Source organism: Pseudomonas sp. TWI628 (genome assembly GCF_039673865.1).
Taxonomy (GTDB): Bacteria; Pseudomonadota; Gammaproteobacteria; order Pseudomonadales; family Pseudomonadaceae; genus Aquipseudomonas.
In genome coordinates this window covers 53291-71188 of the sequence record NZ_JBDJMM010000014.1, presented here as the reverse complement: position 1 = coordinate 71188, position 17898 = coordinate 53291, and the positions used below count along the sequence as shown (strand labels likewise).

Below are 17898 nucleotides of genomic sequence, written 5' to 3'. Positions count from 1 at the left end.
GGCTCAGACCTCGGCCCAGCGGCGCAGCAGGTTGTGGTAGGTGCCGGTCAGCTGCAGCAAGGACGGGTGGTCCGGCACATCGGCGGTGAGCTGCTGGATGGCATTGTCCATCTCGAACAGCAGCGCGCGCTGGCTGTCCTCACGCACCAGGCTCTGGGTCCAGAAGAACGCCGCATAGCGCACGCCACGGGTCACCGGGTTGACCTTGTGCAGGCTGGTGCCCGGATACAGCACCAGGTCGCCGGCCGCCAGCTTGACCTGCTGCACACCGTAGGTGTCCTGGATCACCAGTTCGCCGCCGTCGTAGCTGTCCGGGTCGCTGAGAAACAGGGTCGAGGACAGGTCGGTACGCACCCGTTCCGCGCTGCCCTTGGGCTGGCGCAGGGCATTGTCGATGTGGAATCCGAAGTTGCCGCCCTCGCGGTAGCAATTGATCAGTGGCGGGAACACTTTGTGTGGCAAGGCCGCCGACATGAAACGCGGGGTCTGCCACAAGCGATCGATCAGTGCGCTGCCGATTTCCTTGGCCAGCGGGTGCCCTTCCGGCAGCTGCAGGTTGTGCTTGGCCTTGGCCGACTGATAGCCGGCCGTGACCTTGCCGTCGGCCCAGTCGGTCTGCTCCAGCGCCTCGCGGATACGGGCCAGTTCATCGGCGTCGAACAACCCGGGGATATGAAGCAGCATGGCGGCGGCACCGTTAGGATCTGTAAAGCCTCAATGATATTGATTCCCTTTTACCGAGCACAAGCCCTGCCAAGGCCTTAGACGATTCAGCGTCCATAAAACGTAAAGAGAATATGTAAAGATTGTAAATTTATAGCGAATGGTAACGAGTCTCAATTGTGCCTTACAAATCCTTACATTAACATTCGGGGCCTTCACACCTTGGGGAAGGCCTACAATAATGCGTCACGTACCATCTGCAGTGAGTTCACCACGCCTGATCGTCTCGGCCATCGGTGTCGCCCTCAGCGCTTCTGGCGCTTACGCCGCTGACCCGGCTGCCAGCAGTGCCATCACCCTCGACGCCACCAGCGTCAATGGCAAGGCTGAGCAGGCCAGCACCGATTACAAAGTCGAGAAGGCCTCCTCGCAGAAGTACACCGCACCGCTGGTGGACACCCCGCGCTCGGTCACCGTCATCCCGCAGCAAGTGATCAAGGACACCAATGCCCTGACCCTGCAGGACGCCCTGCGCACCGTGCCTGGCATCACCTTCGGTGCCGGCGAAGGCGGCAACCCGCAAGGCGACCGCCCGTTCATCCGCGGCTTCGACGCCCAGGGTGACACCTACCTGGACGGCGTGCGCGACACTGGCGCCCAGACCCGCGAAATCTTCGCCATCGAATCGGTCGAAGTGGCCAAGGGCCCGAACTCGGCCATCGGCGGCCGCGGCGCTGCCGGCGGCACCATCAATCTGGTGAGCAAGCGCGCACATCTGGGCAATTCGCTCGACGGTGCCTGGACCTGGGGCAGCGACCAGACCCAGCGTTACACCTTCGATGGCAACTACCAGTTCAGCGACACCGTCGCCGGGCGTCTGAACCTGATGACCCACGAAAGCAATGTCGCCGGGCGTGACAAGGTCAACTACGACCGCTGGGGTATCGCCCCGTCGCTGGCCTTCGGCCTGGGCACCGCGACCCGCGTCAACCTCGATTACTACCACCTGGAAAGTGATGACCTGCCTGACTCGGGCATTCCTTACACTATTCCCACCGCTGGCAGCGCCGCGCGCACCTCTGCTCACCCGAGCAAGCCGAACGACGGTGGCGACAGCGACAACTTCTACGGCCTGACCGACCGCGACTTCCGCAAGACCCGTGTCGACATCGCCACCTTCGCCATCGAGCACGACCTGAGCGAAGCGCTGACCATCAAGAACACCTTCCGTCACGGCAACAGCATGCAGGACTACATCCTGACCCAGCCCGACGACAGCAAGGGCAACGTCAACAATGGCAGCGTCTGGCGCCGCGCCAACACCCGCGTTGGCAACACCTCCACTACCACCAACCAGACCGATCTGTTCGGCGAGTTCTACCTCGGTGGCCTGAAGAACAGCTTCGCCACCGGTATCGAGCTGAGCCGTGAAGAAAGCGACCGTGAAACCTACGACGTCAACACCGACACCGTCCCCGGTGGCGCAGCGAACACCAACTGCACCCCAGGCATGATCGGTGCTACCAGCGGCTACAACTGCACCTCGCTGAGCAACCCGAACCCGGATGATCCGTGGAACGGTGCAATCTCGCGCAACTACGCCGGCACCAATACCAAGAGCAACACCCGGGCCATCTACGTGTTCGACACCCTCGAACTGTCGCCACAGTGGCTGCTGAACATGGGCCTGCGTTACGATCACTTCGACACTCAGTTCCGTGGCTACAACGCCAACGGCAGCACGGCGGTAAGTACCAAGGGCGTCGTCTCCAAGGGCAAGGACACCAGTGAGTTCGTCACCGGCCAGCTGGGCCTGGTGTGGAAACCGGCCGACAACGGCAGCATCTACGTGTCCTACGCCACCTCCGCCACCCCACCAGGTGCGATGCTCGGCGAAGGCACTGAAGGCAACCCGCTGGGCAACACCACTGATCGCAGCGGCAACCTGCTGAGCAGCGACATGGAGCCGGAAGAAACCACCAACTACGAAATCGGCACCAAATGGGACCTGCTCGACGAGCGTCTGTCCCTGGCTGCTGCGCTGTTCCGCACCGAGAAAGAAAACGCCCGCGTCCAGGTGAACACCACCACCTACGAAAACGTCGGCGAAACCCGTGTGCAGGGCATCGAGCTGTCGGCCAGCGGCAAGATCACCGACAAATGGCAAGTGTTCGCCGGCTACACCTACATGGAAGCGCGCCAGATCGACGGCGGCCCGGTGGGCGCGGCCAACGACGGCAACCAGCTGCCGAACACGCCGAACAACAGCGCCAGCCTGTGGACCACCTACTCGATCACGCCGAAGCTGACCGTCGGTGGCGGTGCATTCTACGTGGATGACGTATACGGCAGCGTGGCCAACACCACCATGGTCGACAGCTATGTGCGCTACGACGCCATGGCCGCCTACAAGCTGACCAAGAACGTCGACCTGCAGTTGAACGTGCAGAACCTGACCAACGAGGTGTACTACGACAAGGCCTTCTCCACCCACTTCGCCAACCAGGCAGCGGGCCGGACGGCATTGCTGACCACCAGCGTCCACTTCTGACGAAACACCGCCGAGCCCCGTTCATACCTGTGAGCGGGGCTTTTGCGTATCAAGGCATAATGCACGCCGCGCGGTCGGTGGCAGCAACACAAGGTGAGAGATGTGGTGAAGAAGACGCTGTTCCAACTGCACTGGTTGTTTGGCATCACCGCTGGCCTGGTGCTGGCCTTGATGGGTATCACCGGTGCGCTGTACTCGTTCCAGGAAGAGTTGCTGCGCGCCTTCAACGCCGATGTGCTCAAGGTCGAGGTCCGCGCCGAGGGCGTGCTGCCACCGGCCGAGCTGGTGCGCCGGGTCGAGGCCGAGCAAGGCGACAAGGTGTCGATGCTGTGGGTCGACGTGCGCGAAGGCAACGCCGCGCGGGTATTCTTCACCCCGCTACCGGGTGAGCGCCGGGGCGCGCTGCGCTACGCCGACCCGTATACCGGTGAGCTCAAGGGCGAGGCCACCGGGCAAGGTTTCTTCAACCTGATGCTGACCCTGCACCGCTTCCTCGCCATGGGCGACACCGGCCGGCAAATCACCGGTGCCTGCACCCTGATGCTGGTGTTCTTCTGCCTGTCCGGCCTGTACCTGCGCTGGCCGCGCAAGGCGCTGAACTGGCGCACCTGGCTGACCTTCGACTGGGCCAAGCAAGGCCGAGCCTTCAACTGGGACCTGCACGCCGTGGCTGGAACCTGGTGCCTGCTGTTCTACCTTCTGTTCGCACTGACCGGGCTGTTCTGGTCCTACGAATGGTACCGCTCGGGCCTGAACAAACTGCTGGCTGACCAACCCGCCGCTGGCCAGCAACAGAAGCGCGGCGAAGGCCGGGGCCGCCATGGGCCACCCAAGGTCGACAAGAACGCGCCACCGCTGGTGGTCGACTATGACGCTATCTGGGCCAGCCTCAAGGCCGCCGCCGGCCCTGGCCTGGCCATGTACAACCTGCGCCTGCCTCCAGCCGGTGGCCAGCCGGCCAACCTGTTCTACCTGCTCGAAGACGCCGCCCACCCGCGCGCGTTCAACACCCTGGTGCTCGACCCGGCCACTGGCCAGGTGAAAAGCCAGGACCGCTACAACGACAAGTCTTTCAAGGCGCAGCTGCTGCAGAGCGTCTACGCCCTGCACGTCGGCGAATATTTCGGCCTGCCGGGTCGCATCATCGTCACCATCGCCAGCCTGACCATGCCGCTGTTCTTCGTCACCGGCTGGCTGCTGTACCTCGACCGCCGGCGCAAGAAGCGCCAGGTACGTGCCGCTCGCGGCACTGTCGACAGCAACCCGGCCAGCGGCGATGGCTGGCTGATCGGCTTCGCCAGCCAGAGCGGCTTCGCCGAGCAGCTGGCCTGGCAGAGCGCCGGGCAGCTACAGGCTGCCGGCTTGCCGGTGCAAGTGCGCGCCCTGGCCGACCTGGGTGAACAAGACTTGCGCCAGGCCAGGCGCGCCCTGTTCGTGGTCAGCACCTTTGGCGACGGCGAAGCGCCAGACAGTGCCCGCAGTTTCGAACGCAAGGTCCTCGGCCAGCCCTGGGCACTGAACAACCTCAGCTATGCCCTGCTCGCCCTTGGCGACCGCCAGTATCCGCATTTCTGCGGCTTCGCCCGGCGCCTGCAGGCGTGGCTTGGCGAGCGCGGCGCCAGCAGCGCATTCAGCCCGGTGGAAGTGGACAACGCCGACCAGGCCGCGTTGCAACAGTGGCAGCAGGAACTGGCGCAACTGACCGGTGCCCAGCCTGTCAGCGCCTGGCAGCCGCCGAGCTTCGGCAACTGGACCCTGGTGCAACGCGAGCTGCTCAACCCAGGCAGCCAAGGCCAGCCGGTCTACCTGCTGGGCCTGCGCCCCGAGCAACCGGCCAGTTGGGAAGCCGGTGACCTGGTGGAAATTCTGCCACTCAACGGCCAGCCAAGGATCACCGCGTTCCTCCACGGCATGGCGCTGGACGCTGCGGCCATCGTGCATGTCGAGGGCCTTCAGCAAACCTTGAACCAGGCGCTGGCTGGCCGCCAGCTGCCAAGCCGTCGTGATCACCTGCTCGGCCTGCACCCGCAAGCGCTGGTCGATGCATTGGTGCCGGTCGGCAGCCGCGAGTACTCGATCGCCTCGATCGCCAGCGATGGCGTGCTGGAGCTGATCGTGCGCCAGGAGCGCCATGCCGACGGCAACCTCGGCCTCGGTTCCGGCTGGCTGACCGAGTACCTGCCGCAGGGCGGCACCTTGAGCCTGCGCCTGCGCCGCAACAGTGGTTTCCACCTGCCAGAGACGGCGGCACCGATGATCCTGATCGGCAACGGCACCGGCCTGGCCGGCCTGCGCAGCCTGATGCGGGCGCGGGTCAATGCGGGCGAGCAACGCAACTGGCTGCTGTTCGGCGAACGTAACCGGGCGCATGACCTGCTGTGTGGCACAGAGCTGCAGGGCTGGCTCGACAGCGGCGACCTGGCGCGGCTGGACCTGGCGTTTTCGCGGGATCAGGCCGAGAAAGTGTATGTACAGGATGTGTTGTTGCAGCACGCCGAGGACTTCAAGCGCTGGGTGGCTGATGGGGCGTGTGTGTGTGTCTGCGGCAGCCTGCAAGGGATGGCGGCAGGCGTGGATGCAGCGCTCAATGGCATGCTTGGGGAAGCAGCGGTACAGCAGCTGATCGAGGATGGGCGGTATCGGCGGGATGTGTACTGATCAGATAGTGATGTAACCAGCACCGGCCTCTTCGCGGCGGTTCGACGCCTCGATAAACCCGCGAAGAGGCCAGTACAGGCTATCAATGCAGCTCGAAGGTATCGGCATCCAGGTTGGCCGGGAACTTGGTGCGGTACGCCGCCAGCTCCGCTGCGCTCAGCACTGCAGTGAACACCCCGTCTGCCTCGCCTGCACTGAGCAGGCTCTCACCCTGGAAGTCCAGCACCTGGCTGTCGCCGGAATAGGCAAAGCCCTTGCCGTCCGTCCCTACCCGGTTCACCGCCGCCACGTAGCACAGGTTCTCGATGCCCCGCGCCGGCAGCAGGCGGTTCCAGTGCTGGCGACGCGCCGCGGGCCAGTTGGCGGTGTACAGCAGCAGGTCGGTGTCCTGCGCATCGCAGCTCCACACCGGGAAACGCAGGTCGTAGCAGATCAGCGGGCGCACCCGCCAGCCCTTGACCTCGAACTGCACCTGGCGCTCACCCGGGGTGTAGTGCTTGTGCTCGCCGGCCATGCGGAACAGGTGACGCTTGTCGTAATGCAGGATCTCGCCATCCGGCCGCGCCCACAGCAAGCGATTGCGGTGGCTGCCGTCGGCGGCCTGGATGATCACACTGCCCGTGATCACCGCGTCGATACGCTTGGCCTGGGCCTTGAGCCATTTGTAGGTCGGGCCGTTCTCAGGCTCGCAGAGGGTTTCGGACTGCATGGAAAACCCCGTGGTGAACATCTCGGGCAGGACCACCAGGTCGCTGCCACGGGCCTGGTCCAGCAGCACCTCGAAATGCGCGTAGTTGGCCTCACGGTCATGCCACGCCAGGGTGGTCTGGACCAGGGCGACGTTCAGGTTGGGCAGAGCACTCAGATCGCGCATAGTTTTTCCGCTGCCTGACGCAGCGTCTCCTCACGTTTGGCAAAGCACAGGCGTACCAGGCGTTGCTCGGGGATGGGTTGCTGGTAGAACACCGACACCGGAATGGTCGCCACGCCATGTTCACGGGTGAGCCACAGGGCCATGTCGACATCGTTCAGGTCCGGGCGGATCTGCGAGTAGTCCGCCAGTTGGAAATAGGTGCCCGCCGTGCGGGTAAAGCTGAAACGCGAGCCTTCGAGCAGGTCGCAGAACAGGTCGCGCTTGGCCTGGTAGAAGCCCGGCAGCTCGTCGATGTGCTCCGGGTGCTCGGCCATGAAGTCGGCCAGCGCGCATTGCAACGGCGTCACGCCGCAGAAGTTGACGTACTGGTGCACCTTGCGCAGTTCGGCGCTCAAGGCCGGCGGCGCGATCACGTAGCCGGTCTTCCAGCCAGTGACGTGGTAGGTCTTGCCGAACGAGCTGATCACGAACGCCCGCGAGTACAGCTGCTCGTGGGCCAGCACGCTGGCATGGCGCACGCCGTCATAGACCAGGTGTTCGTAGACTTCGTCGCTGATCAGGTAGATATCGCGCTCGGCGATCAGCTTGGCCAACTGGTCGAGGTCTTCCCGGCTGATCAGCGCGCCGCTGGGGTTGTGCGGCGAATTGAGAATGACCATGCGCGTACGCGGGCTCAGGGCATCGCTGAACTTCTGCCAGTCGATGCGGAAGTCGCCATCGCTCAGTTGCACATGCACACAGCGCCCGCCTGCCAGCTCCACGGAGGGCTCGTAGCTGTCGTAACAGGGATCGAAGACGATCACCTCGTCGCCGGCGTGGATCACCGCCTGGATGGCGCAGAAGATCGCCTCGGTGGCGCCCGGGGTGATGGTTACCTCCTGATCGGCATCCACCTGCGCGCCATACAACCGCGCGACCTTGGCTGCCACCTGCTGGCGCAGGGCCGGCAGGCCGGTCATCGGCGAATACTGGTTATGCCCGGCGGCAACATGCCGGCCGACTGCATCGAGCAGCGCCTGCGGGCCGTTGAAATCGGGAAAACCCTGGGACAGGTTGAGCGCGCCGGTCTGCGCGGCGAGCTGGGACATGGTGGTGAAGATGGTCGTGCCGACATTCGGCAGTTTGCTGCGGATCATGGAGCCCTCTTTCCTGGGGTGTATCCGGCACGGGGTGGAGTCCGAGCATAGCGGATCGAGCGGTCAGGAAAAAGGTTGAAACAATAGGGGGATTGCTTTGGATCAAAGGGCTTCTTCGCGGGTAACCCCGCGAAGAAGCCGACGCGCAATCAGCGCTTGTCGCGGCGCTTCTTCTCGGCCTTCTTGTGGTGCGACATCAGGCGGCGTTTCTTGTTGACCTGGCGATCGGTGAGGGTGTTCTTCTTGCCCTCGTACGGGTTCTCACCGCCCTTGTACTCGATGCGGATCGGCGTACCGACCAGCTTCAGCACGCGGCGGTAGGTGTTTTCCAGGTAACGCGAGTACGACTTGGGAATGCTCTCGGTCTGGTTGCCGTGGATCACGATCAGCGGCGGGTTGGCACCACCGAGGTGGGCATAGCGCAGCTTGATGCGGCGACCGTTGACCAGCGGTGGCTGGTGCTCGCTGACGGCATCTTCGAGGATCTGCGTCAGGCGGCTGGTTGGCCAGCGGGTCACAGCCGAGGTGAACGCGGCCTGCACCGACTTGTACAGGTTGCCCACGCCGGTGCCGTGCAAGGCGGAGATGAAGTGGATGTCGGCGAAGTCGACGAAGAACAGCCGGCGCTCCAGCTCGGTCTTCACGTAGGCGCGCTCACCCGGCTCCATGCCATCCCACTTGTTCAGGGCGATGACGATGGCGCGGCCGGCCTCGAGGGCGAAGCCCAGCAGGTTGAGGTCATGGTCGACCACACCTTCGCGGGCGTCCATGACGAAGATCACCACGTTGGCGTCCTTGATCGCCTGCAGGGTCTTCACCACCGAGAACTTTTCGACTTCCTCGTGGATCTTGCCGCGCTTGCGCACACCGGCAGTGTCGATGAAGGTGTACTTGTCGCCATCACGTTCGAACGGGATGTAGATACTGTCACGGGTAGTACCTGGCTCGTCGTACACCACCACGCGCTCTTCGCCGAGCATACGGTTGACCAGGGTCGACTTGCCAACGTTCGGGCGGCCGATGATGGCGATCTTGATGCCATCTTTCTCGCTTGGGCCAGGAATGCGCACAGCCTCCTCGCCTTCTGCGACATCCTGGTCAAGGGCTTCTTCCTCGGCGTCACGCGGCAGGTGGCCCAGCACGGCTTCCATCAGGGCGCTGATACCACGGCCTTGGGAGCCCGCCACCGGAATGGCGTTGCCCATGCCCATGGGCGAGAACTCGGCACGTGCAACATCGGGGTCGATGTTGTCGATCTTGTTAGCCACCAGGATGGCCGACTTGTTGCGCTTGCGCAGGTGCTCGGCAATCATCTGGTCCGCAGCGGTCATGCCAGCGCGGGCGTCGACCAGGAACAGCACATAGTCGGCTTCTTCGATGGCCATCAGCGACTGCTCGGCCATCTTCTCGTCCATGCCCACTTCGTCACCGGTGATACCGCCAGTGTCGATAAGGATGAAAGAACGACCCTGCCAGGTGGCATCACCGTACTGGCGATCACGGGTCAGACCCGACAAGTCACCGACGATGGCATCGCGGGTCTTGGTCAGGCGGTTGAACATGGTGGATTTGCCGACGTTCGGGCGGCCCACCAAGGCGATTACGGGAACCATGCGGCTCTCCACTCTTGAATTCTTGAAAATGCAAAGGCCGCTGCAAGGCAGCGGCCGGAGTTCGGGCGGCGTGTCCTACGCCGCAGCTTGAAGCCCGCCAAGGCTTCAAGCATAGCCTCAGCGGACGGTCAGTGCCTCGAGCTTGCCGCTGTTGCCGAAGACGTAGATGGTGTCGCCGACCACAAGTGGGCGGGCGCGCAGGCCATCGCTGTCGATACGCTCACGGCCGACGAAGCGGCCATCGACCTGGCTCAGCAGGTGCAGGTAACCCTCGAAGTCCCCTACAGCCACGTAGCTGGAGAACACTTCAGGCGCGGTCAGTTGGCGGCGGGCCATCGAATCGTTGGTCCACAGTGCGCTGGAAGAGCGCTCGTCGACACTTTCAACGGTACCGGTGGCTTCGCTGACATAGACGTTGCCGTAGCCCTGGGCGACACCCACATAGCTGGAGGCATCGCGCTGCCACAGTACACGGCCGCTTTCCAGGTCCAGGCCCGCGACGCGGCCCTGGTAGGTGCTGACGTACAGGGTACCACCGGACAGCAGCAGGCCGCCGTCGATGTCGACCACGCGGTCCAGTTCGGAACGGCCCTGCGGGATGGCCACGCGGCTCTCCCACACTGGCACGCCGTTGTTGATGTCCACCGCCACCACCTTGCCGGTGGACAGGCCGGCGACGGCCAGGCGGTTGGTGGCGATCGGCGCGCCGGTGCCACGCAGGGTCAGCACGGCCGGGGTGTTTTCGTAGATCCAGCGGCGGTTGCCGGTGCTGGCGTCGAGACCGATCAGGCGGTCGTCCTGGGTCTGCACCACCACCACGTCACCGTTGTTGGCAGGCGGCGCCAGGACTTCGCTGGTCACGCGGGAGCGCCAGCGCTCTTCACCGGTGCTGGAGTCCAGCGCGACGACTTCACCCTTGAGGGTGCCGAGCATCACCAGGCCGTAACCCACGCCGACCGCGCCGGAAACCGGCAGCTCGAGGTCTTTCTTCCACACCACGTCTCCGGTGATGCGGTCGAGGGCGAACACTTTGCCGTTGACGTCGGCGGCGTAGATGCGGTCATTCTCGATGGCCGGTACCAGGGTGTTGTAGGTCTCGCCCTGGCCGTCACCGATCGAACGGCTCCACTGCTTTTTCAGTACCACTTCTTCGGTGAACTTGGTCAGCTCGGCCGGAGGCAGTTCCTTCTTGCTGTTGCTGCTGCAACCCGCGGCCAGGATGGCCAGGGTCAGCACTGCTGCTTGTTTCCAACCGATCACTTACGCGTCCCCTTTGGCCAGGTCATCCAGCTTCAGTTGCAGGCCACCGACCGCTGCTTCATCAGACAGCGCGGCCTTGGCTTTTTCGTAGGCACTGTGGGCATCGTCGCCGCGACCCAGTTGCACCAGCAGGTCACCCTTCAGCTCTTCACGGCTGGCCAGGAATGCCTTGTCAGCATCGCCATCGAGCAGCTTGAGGGCCTCTTCGGCCTTGTTCTGGGCAGCGAGCACACGCGCCAGGCGCTGGCGCGAGATTTCGCCCAAGGTGACGTCGGCCGGCTTGTCCAGCACGCTCTTCAGCTCGGCAGCAGCGTCGTCGAGCTTGCCGCTCTCGACCGCGACCTTGGCCACGAACAGGCTGCCGTACTGGGCGTATGCAGTACCGCCGAACTCGCTCTTGAGCTTGCCGGCCAGCTCCGCAACCTTGGTTGCGTCTGGCTGGCCATTCGGCGTCAGGCTGGTCTCAAGCAGGGCCTGATACAGCTGCGAGGCACCTTGCGACTGGTTGTTCTGGTACTTGTGCCAGGTATTCCAGCCCATCACCACCACACCAGCCAGCAGGGCACCGGTCAGCAGCGGCTTGCCGTTGCGGTTCCACCAGTCCTTGACCCCTGCCAGTTCATCATCGGTACTCGACACCCCAATACTCCTTTTCGCCTATTCGCTTGTTGAACCGCGTTACGCCTGAGCGATCGCGGTTTCCAGGTGCTCAGCCAGAGCATCCCAGGCAATGTTCTGTTGTTCGCCCTGACCACGCAGGGGCTTCAAGCCGATCTCTTGCTTGGCCAGTTCGTCGTCGCCGAGGATCAGGGCGAACAGCGCGCCGCTCTTGTCGGCCTTCTTGAACTGGCTCTTGAAGCTGCCACCACCGGCGTTGACCGCCAGGCGCAAGCCCGGCAGGCGGTCGCGCAGGCTTTCGGACAGGCGCAGGCCGGCCAGTTCCGCCTGCTCGCCAAAGGCGCACAGGTAGACGTCGATGGTGCGGTTGATCGACTCGGGGACCTTGCCGAGGGTTTCCAGCAGCAGGATCAGGCGCTCGATACCCATGGCGAAACCAACGCCAGTGGTCGGCTTGCCGCCCATCTGCTCGACCAGGCCGTCGTAACGGCCACCGGCGCAGACGGTGCCCTGGGCGCCGAGCTTGTCGGTGACCCACTCGAACACGGTCTTGCTGTAGTAGTCCAGGCCACGTACCAGCTTGGTGTTGATCACGAACGGGATGCCAGCGGCGTCGAGGCGAGCCTTGAGGCCCTCGAAGTGCACGCGGGAATCTTCGTCCAGGTAGTCTTCCAGCTTCGGCGCGCCAACCAGCACCGCCTGGGTACCCTGGTCCTTGCTGTCGAGGATGCGCAGCGGGTTGCTCTTGAGGCGGCGCTGGCTGTCTTCGTCGAGCTGCTCCAGGCGCGCCGAGAGGAACTCGACCAGCGCGTCACGGTAGCGGGCACGAGCTTCGCTGGTACCCAGGCTGTTGAGCTCGAGCTTGACCGCGTCCTGGATGCCCAGCAGGCCCCACAGGCGCCAGGTGAGCATGATCAGCTCGGCATCGATGTCCGGACCGTCCAGGTTGAACACTTCCACACCGATCTGGTGGAACTGGCGATAGCGGCCCTTCTGTGGGCGCTCGTGGCGGAACATCTGGCCGATGTACCAGAGTTTCTGCACCTGGCCGTTGCCAGTGATGCCATGCTCCAGTACCGCGCGCACGCAGGCGGCAGTGCCTTCAGGGCGCAGGGTGAGCGAATCGCCGTTGCGGTCCTCGAAGGTGTACATCTCTTTTTCGACGATGTCGGTGACTTCACCAATGGAGCGCTTGAACAGCTCGGTGAACTCGACGATCGGCGTGCGGATCTGGCTGTACCCGTAGGTGTCCAGCAGGCCGGCGACGGTGCCTTCGAAGTAGCGCCAGAGCGGCGACTGCTCTGGCAGGATGTCGTTCATGCCACGGATGGCTTGCAGCGATTTGCTCACGAAAAGTCCTTACGAATCTGTGTGTCAGCTGCGGGCGATCAGCGCCGCGTCAGCCTCGACCTTTTCGGCCGCTTTCTGGCGGATGAGCTTCTCCAGCTCATCGACCAGGTTGTCATTGGTCAGCTTTTGCGCCGGCTTGCCGTCGATGTAGATCAGGTTCGGCGTACCACCGGTCAGGCCCACGTGGGCTTCCTTGGCTTCGCCGGGGCCGTTGACCACGCAACCGATCACCGCCACGTCCAGCGGCACCAGCAGGTCTTCCAGGCGCCCTTCCAGCTCGTTCATGGTCTTGACCACATCGAAGTTCTGCCGCGAGCAGCTCGGGCAGGCGATGAAGTTGATGCCACGCGAACGCAGGTGCAGCGACTTGAGGATGTCGTAGCCGACCTTCACTTCTTCGACCGGGTCGGCCGCCAGCGAGATGCGGATGGTATCGCCGATGCCTTCGGCCAGCAGCATACCGAGGCCGACGGCGGATTTCACCGTCCCCGAGCGCAGGCCACCGGCTTCGGTGATCCCCAAGTGCAGCGGCTGGATGATCTGCTTGGCCAGCAGGCGGTAGGCTTCGACGGCCATGAACACGTCGGAGGCCTTCACGCTGACCTTGAAGTCCTGGAAGTCCAGGCGGTCGAGGTGCTCGACGTGACGCAGGGCCGATTCGACCAGCGCGGCCGGGGTCGGCTCGCCGTACTTCTTCTGCAGGTCCTTTTCCAAAGAACCGGCGTTGACGCCGATGCGGATCGGGATGCCCCGGTCGCGGGCAGCGTCGACCACCGCGCGCACGCGGTCTTCGCGGCCGATGTTGCCCGGGTTGATGCGCAGGCAATCGACGCCAAGCTCGGCGACACGCAGGGCGATCTTGTAGTCGAAATGGATATCGGCCACCAGCGGCACACTGACCCGCTGCTTGATCTTGCCGAACGCTTCGGCGGCGTCCATGTCCGGTACCGAGACGCGGACGATGTCGACACCGGCATCGACCAGGCGCTGGATCTGCGCCACGGTGGCCATCACATCGTTGGTGTCGGTGTTGGTCATGCTCTGCACCGCGATGGGGGCATCACCACCCACCGGCACATTGCCGACCCAGATTTTGCGGGATTCGCGACGTTTGATCGGAGATTCGCCGTGCATGACTTACTGTCCCAACTTCAGGCGAGCGGTCTCGCCACTGGTGAACGGGGCAACATCGACGGCCTGGCCGTTGTAGCTGACTTGGGCGCCACGGGCAAAGCCCAGGCGGACCGCGAACGGCGGCTTGCCAGTCAACTCGAGGTTGTCCCCCTTGCGCTTGACGGCGCTGAACAGCACCTTGCCGTTGCCATCGGACACCTGGGTCCAGCAATCGGCGGTGAACTGGATGGCAACCTTGGCGCTGCCGGCCGGCACGGCCGCCGGGGCGGTAGGCTCGGCAGCGGCAACGGCCGGCACGCTGGCAACTGGCGCGGCAGGCGCTACAGGGGCAGGGGCTGGCGCGACAGCATGAACCGGTGCCTGCTGAACCGGAGCAGGAACAGGCACTGGAGCCGGTGCAGGCGCAGTCGCGGCCGGGGCGGCTTCGCTGGTGCTTTCGGCTGCCGCCTCGGCGGGGGCCTGTTCCAGTGGCAGCGGTGCGCTCTCAGGTTGCTGACCCGCGGTCACGGCCTGGTCTTCAGGCTCGTCCAGCGGGTGAATCTGGGTGGTACCGTCGGCACTTTCGACTTCCACGTGCTCCAGCGCCATCTTGGCCAGGTCCTTGCCTTTCAAGCTGCCCTGGTCCTGCCACCAGATGAAGCTGCCGCCGACCACAGCGACCAGCAGCAACAGGGTGACGCCGCGCATGATGTTGTGCGACAGGCGCACCGGTTCTTCGATGCGGCCAAGGGAATGCACTTCACTGCCCTTGGCATGGGTACCGGTGTACTGGTCGAAAGCCTCGACCAGCGGTGCCTGGTCCATGTCCATCAATTTGGCGTAGGCGCGGATGTAACCACGAGCGAAAGTATGCCCTGGCAGCTTGTCGAAGGCGCCGGTTTCCAGGTGGTTCAGCGAACTTACGGTGAGGTTGAGCTTGCGGGCCACCTCGGCTTGCGACCACTCCCGTTTTTCGCGGGCCTGGCGCAACAGCTCACCGGGGTTCTGGCCAGTCGCTGCTGCTACTTCGGGATGCGCGGCTTTCATCGTTGCTCCGACAGGTATTGCTGATATTCCGGCGTACCGGGATAAAGTCGTTGTAATTGCTGGCCCAGATCGGCCAGGGTGCCCTGCTCGTCGAATACCCGGGCAAGGCGGCTGCCCAGCAGAAGGCTACGGGGACTGTGATCGCTCAACTGGCTGAAACGATCGTAGTAATCCCGGGCCGGCACATAATGCCTGTTTTCGAAGGACAACTCAGCCATTTCCAGCAACGCTCTGGGCTGGCGTCGGTTGAGTTGCAGGGCCTTGGTCAGATACGCATGTGCCTGGTCGCGATCGCCGAGCTCCAGGGCGGTCAGGCCAAGGTTCTCGTACACCCGCGAACGTTCAGGATACAGGGTATCGGCACTGGCCAGGCGAAACATCTGCTCGGCTTCGGCAAAACGTTGCTGAGCATATAGGAAACTGCCGTAGTTGTTGCGAATTCGCGTGTCGCCCGGGCGGGCAGCCAGCGCTTTTTCGAAGTGCCCATTGGCAAGGGCTGGCTCACCTTCGGCCTGGAACACCAGGGCCAGGGCCGCATGAGCATCGGCATCCCCGGCATTCAGCGCGAGCGCCTTGCCCAAGGGGGCCTTGGCCTGCTGGGTCAAACCTTGTTGCAAATAACCCAGGCCAAGCTGCGTATAGGCCCGCCCTGCCTCCGCCCGCCCCTGGCGATTGGCCAGAGGGTCGCTCGCGCCGCCCGACACGCAGCCGGCCAGCAGCGAAAGCGCAAGGATCGACAGCGCGGCGCGCAGGCTCATGGCAAGGCCGGACTCAGTGACGCACGGTGCTGTCTTGCAGCTCGGCGTCAGCGGACAGCTGGCGGACCGCGATGTAGCGCTCGCTGCGGCGGGTACGGTCGTTGACCTGACCCACAAGCTGGCCACAGGCAGCGTCGATGTCGTCGCCACGGGTGGTACGGGTGGTGACATTGAAACCACCGTGGTGCAGCAGGTCCTGGAAGCGGCGAATCGCGTTGTTGCTCGGCCGCTCGTAACCCGAATGCGGGAACGGGTTGAACGGGATCAGGTTGATCTTGCACGGTACGTCACGCAGCAGCTCGATCATCTGTGCCGCATGCTCAGGCTGGTCGTTGACGTCCTTGAGCAGGGTGTACTCGATGGTCAGCACACGCTTGCCGCCCAGGGTCGACATGTAGCCCATGCACGACTCCAGCAGCATCTTCAGCGGGTACTTCTTGTTGATCGGCACCAGCTGGTTGCGCAGTTCGTCGTTTGGCGCGTGCAGCGACAGCGCCAGGGACACGTCGATGTGCTTGGCCAGTTCATCGATCATCGGCACCACGCCCGAGGTGGACAAGGTGACGCGACGCTTGGAAATGCCATAGCCCAGGTCGTCCATCATGATGTGCATGGCGGCGATGACGTTGTCGAAGTTCAGCAGGGGCTCGCCCATGCCCATCATGACCACGTTGGTAATCGCGCGGTCGATCTTGGCCGGGACGGTCCCGAAGGATTTGTTCGCAAGCCACACCTGGCCGATCACTTCGGCGGCAGTGAGGTTGCTGTTGAAGCCTTGCTTGCCGGTGGAGCAGAAACTGCAGTCCAGGGCGCAGCCGGCTTGCGACGAAACGCAGAGGGTACCGCGGTCGTCGGTGGGGATGTAGACGGTCTCGACGCAGCTGCCGGAGGCAACGCGGATCACCCATTTACGGGTGCCGTCGGCGGAAATGTCTTCACTGACCACTTCCGGAGGGCGAATCTCGGCAACGGCCTCGAGCTTTTCGCGCAAGACCTTGCCTACGTTGGTCATGGCCGCAAAGTCGGACACGCCAAAATGGTGAATCCATTTCATCACCTGACCGGCACGGAAGCGCTTCTCCCCTATCGAGTCGAAGAACTTTTCCATTTCCGGCTGGGTCAGCCCCAACAGGTTGATTTTGCCAGTAGATGTCGTCATGGATTCACCCTCACCCGTAAGCTTTCGCTTAGCGAGTGGTTACCTCGGTAGCAGCGAAGAAGTAAGCGATTTCGCGAGCAGCAGCAGCTTCGGAGTCCGAACCGTGAACGGCGTTGGCGTCGATCGACTCGGCGAAGTCAGCACGGATGGTGCCTGGAGCAGCTTCTTTAGGGTTGGTAGCGCCCATCAGCTCACGGTTCAGAGCGATGGCGTTTTCGCCTTCCAGAACCTGAACAACGACTGGGCCGGAAGTCATGAAGGCAACCAGGTCAGCGAAGAAGCCGCGCTCTTTGTGCTCGGCGTAGAAGCCTTCGGCTTCGGCTTTGGACAGTTGCTTGATTTTCGAGGCAACGATTTTCAGGCCGGCTTCTTCGAAGCGGGTGGTGATCTTGCCGATAACGTTCTTGGCAACGGCGTCAGGCTTGATGATCGAGAAAGTACGTTGAACAGCCATGGAAAACTCCAGAATATTGAGTGTTACGAAAAATTAAACCCGCGAATTATACGCGGGTTCCAGGGGATTGCCTAACCTGCAGCGTCACGCTTAGTCGGCTTCTTCAATCCAGGCCGCCTGGATGGCCTCGAGCACTTTCTCACCGCCACGTGACGGATCGTCGCTGAACTCTGGCAAGGCCAGCACCCAACGGTGCAGATCGACGAAATTCACATATCTAGGATCGACGTCCGGCTTGCTTTCCGCAAGCTGGATGGCGATCTCAAGTACATCAATCCATTTCAGGCTCATCGGGCAAACCTCAGTGCGGCGCTTCGGCAGCGTGGTTGAGCGAATACTTCGGAATCTCGATGGTGAGGTCATCCTCACCGACGATCACCTGGCAGGCCAGGCGCGATTGCGCCTCCAGGCCCCAGGCCTTGTCCAGCATATCCTCTTCCAGCTCGTCGGCTTCCTCGAGCGAGTCGAAGCCTTCACGCACGATGCAGTGACAGGTGGTGCAGGCGCACACACCGCCGCACGCGCTTTCCATCTCGATGTGGTGCTCGTGGGCCAGCTCCAGGATGTTGGTCCCTGGCTCCACTTCAACCACCAGCCCGTCCGGGCAGAACTTCTCGTGCGGCAGGAAAATCACCTGGGGCATC

At 63.4% G+C, this 17898-nt stretch carries 16 protein-coding genes; 2 read left to right on the top strand and 14 right to left on the bottom strand.

Features of this window, described 5'->3' with window-relative positions; translation table 11 throughout:
• Positions 1-3 precede the first annotated feature (3 nt).
• Complete coding sequence (locus tag ABE528_RS12790) at positions 4-684, bottom strand: Fe2+-dependent dioxygenase (protein ID WP_346653160.1); 681 nt, start codon at positions 682-684, stop codon at positions 4-6.
• Between the two features lie 217 nt (positions 685-901).
• Between ABE528_RS12790 and ABE528_RS12785 the strand changes: the two genes are divergently transcribed.
• Both ABE528_RS12785 and ABE528_RS12780 read left to right on the top strand, forming a co-directional pair.
• Positions 902-3214 (top strand): TonB-dependent siderophore receptor, encoded by a 2313-nt coding sequence (locus tag ABE528_RS12785; protein ID WP_346653199.1) that lies wholly within the window; start codon positions 902-904, stop codon positions 3212-3214.
• 102 nt (positions 3215-3316) lie between these two features.
• A complete protein-coding gene (locus ABE528_RS12780; protein ID WP_346653159.1) occupies positions 3317-5872 on the top strand; it encodes a sulfite reductase flavoprotein subunit alpha in 2556 nt (851 codons plus the stop codon).
• Between the two features lie 82 nt (positions 5873-5954).
• On the opposite strand, the gene ABE528_RS12775 is transcribed toward ABE528_RS12780, so the two are convergent.
• The 13 genes from ABE528_RS12775 to fdx form a co-directional block, all read right to left on the bottom strand.
• Positions 5955-6746: an amidohydrolase gene (locus ABE528_RS12775; protein WP_152956698.1), complete on the bottom strand. Its 792-nt coding sequence runs from the start codon at positions 6744-6746 to the stop codon at positions 5955-5957.
• Positions 6734-7882, bottom strand: a complete 1149-nt coding sequence (locus ABE528_RS12770) for a pyridoxal phosphate-dependent aminotransferase (protein ID WP_346653158.1) — start codon at positions 7880-7882, stop codon at positions 6734-6736. The genes ABE528_RS12775 and ABE528_RS12770 overlap by 13 nt, the downstream gene beginning before the upstream one ends.
• Before the next feature lie 149 nt (positions 7883-8031).
• Entirely contained in the window at positions 8032-9495 is a 1464-nt protein-coding gene (gene der, locus ABE528_RS12765) for a ribosome biogenesis GTPase Der (RefSeq protein WP_346653157.1), read from the bottom strand.
• Between the two features lie 117 nt (positions 9496-9612).
• Positions 9613-10755, bottom strand: coding sequence for an outer membrane protein assembly factor BamB (gene bamB, locus ABE528_RS12760; protein WP_346653156.1), 1143 nt, complete (start codon positions 10753-10755; stop codon positions 9613-9615).
• Positions 10756-11394, bottom strand: coding sequence for a tetratricopeptide repeat protein (locus ABE528_RS12755; RefSeq protein ID WP_346653155.1), 639 nt, complete (start codon positions 11392-11394; stop codon positions 10756-10758).
• A gap of 39 nt (positions 11395-11433) precedes the next feature.
• Positions 11434-12723, bottom strand: coding sequence for a histidine--tRNA ligase (gene hisS / locus ABE528_RS12750; RefSeq protein WP_346653154.1), 1290 nt, complete (start codon positions 12721-12723; stop codon positions 11434-11436).
• Between the two features lie 24 nt (positions 12724-12747).
• Complete coding sequence (gene ispG / locus ABE528_RS12745; protein ID WP_060511408.1) at positions 12748-13857, bottom strand: flavodoxin-dependent (E)-4-hydroxy-3-methylbut-2-enyl-diphosphate synthase; 1110 nt, start codon at positions 13855-13857, stop codon at positions 12748-12750.
• A gap of 3 nt (positions 13858-13860) precedes the next feature.
• Complete coding sequence (locus ABE528_RS12740; protein ID WP_346653153.1) at positions 13861-14883, bottom strand: RodZ domain-containing protein; 1023 nt, start codon at positions 14881-14883, stop codon at positions 13861-13863.
• Complete coding sequence (gene pilW, locus ABE528_RS12735) at positions 14880-15641, bottom strand: type IV pilus biogenesis/stability protein PilW (RefSeq protein ID WP_152956694.1); 762 nt, start codon at positions 15639-15641, stop codon at positions 14880-14882. The genes ABE528_RS12740 and pilW overlap by 4 nt, the downstream gene beginning before the upstream one ends.
• A gap of 13 nt (positions 15642-15654) precedes the next feature.
• On the bottom strand, positions 15655-16800 hold the full coding sequence (rlmN, locus tag ABE528_RS12730) for a 23S rRNA (adenine(2503)-C(2))-methyltransferase RlmN (protein WP_152956693.1): 1146 nt from the start codon (positions 16798-16800) through the stop codon (positions 15655-15657).
• A 28-nt stretch (positions 16801-16828) separates the two neighbouring features.
• Positions 16829-17254, bottom strand: a complete 426-nt coding sequence (ndk, locus tag ABE528_RS12725; protein ID WP_054887567.1) for a nucleoside-diphosphate kinase — start codon at positions 17252-17254, stop codon at positions 16829-16831.
• Positions 17255-17344: 90 nt separating this feature from the next.
• Entirely contained in the window at positions 17345-17545 is a 201-nt protein-coding gene (gene iscX, locus ABE528_RS12720) for a Fe-S cluster assembly protein IscX (RefSeq protein ID WP_023382209.1), read from the bottom strand.
• Between the two features lie 10 nt (positions 17546-17555).
• On the bottom strand, positions 17556-17897 hold the full coding sequence (gene fdx / locus ABE528_RS12715) for an ISC system 2Fe-2S type ferredoxin (protein WP_054887566.1): 342 nt from the start codon (positions 17895-17897) through the stop codon (positions 17556-17558).
• Position 17898: the final 1 nt, after the last annotated feature.